Origin of the sequence: Streptomyces sp. NRRL S-495 (assembly GCF_000966955.1) — a bacterium.
Taxonomy (GTDB): Bacteria; Actinomycetota; Actinomycetes; order Streptomycetales; family Streptomycetaceae; genus Kitasatospora; species Kitasatospora purpeofusca.
Map to the genome: position 1 here is coordinate 1 of NZ_JZWY01001077.1, position 668 is coordinate 668.

At 79.3% G+C, this 668-nt stretch carries 1 pseudogene; it reads left to right on the plus strand.

Features of this window, described 5'->3' with window-relative positions:
• A pseudogene (locus tag VR45_RS39075) lies at positions 1 to 668 on the plus strand (XRE family transcriptional regulator); the annotation flags it as partial.

The window sequence follows — 668 nt, forward strand, 5'->3', positions numbered from 1 at the left end:
GTACGCCCACGCGGCCGGCGCCCTGCGGATGCAGGACGGCCGCAACGCCACCGCCATGGCCTGCTTCACCCGCGCCCTCGGCTGGGCCGAACTCGCCGGGGACCGTGCCACCCAGGTGGCCGCGCTCAGCGACATGAGCTTCCTCGCCCGCCTCGACGGCGACCCGGAGGCCGCCCTCGGCTACGCCCGCGAGATCTCCCGGGTCGCCCCCGCCCGGCACTGGGCCGGCGCCATGGGCCAGATCGCCCAGGCCCGCGCCCACGCCATGACCGGCGACGTCCGCGCCACCGTCCGCCACCTCGGCCGCTCCCGGCTGCACCTCGACCACATCGGCGTCCACGACGAGTCCGACGCCGCCTGGCTCTCCATCGCCTCGATGCGGCTGCGGGTCGAGGCCGGTGCCGCCGCCGCCCTGCGCGACGCGGCCGCCGCCGTCGACGACCCCCGGCTGGCCCGCCGGGCCGTCGACGCCGCCGAGACCGCGCTGGCCCTGCTCGCCCCCGACCAACTGCCGTCCGCCCGCCTGCTGTTCACCGTACGGGTGGCCGACTGCCATCTGCTCGCCCAGGACCCGCGGGCCGCCGCCGACCTGCTCGGGCCGGTGCTCGCCGCGGCCGGCGGCGGGGCGGACGGGCTGCCGCCGCTGGTCCGGCGCGAACTCGCCGGGC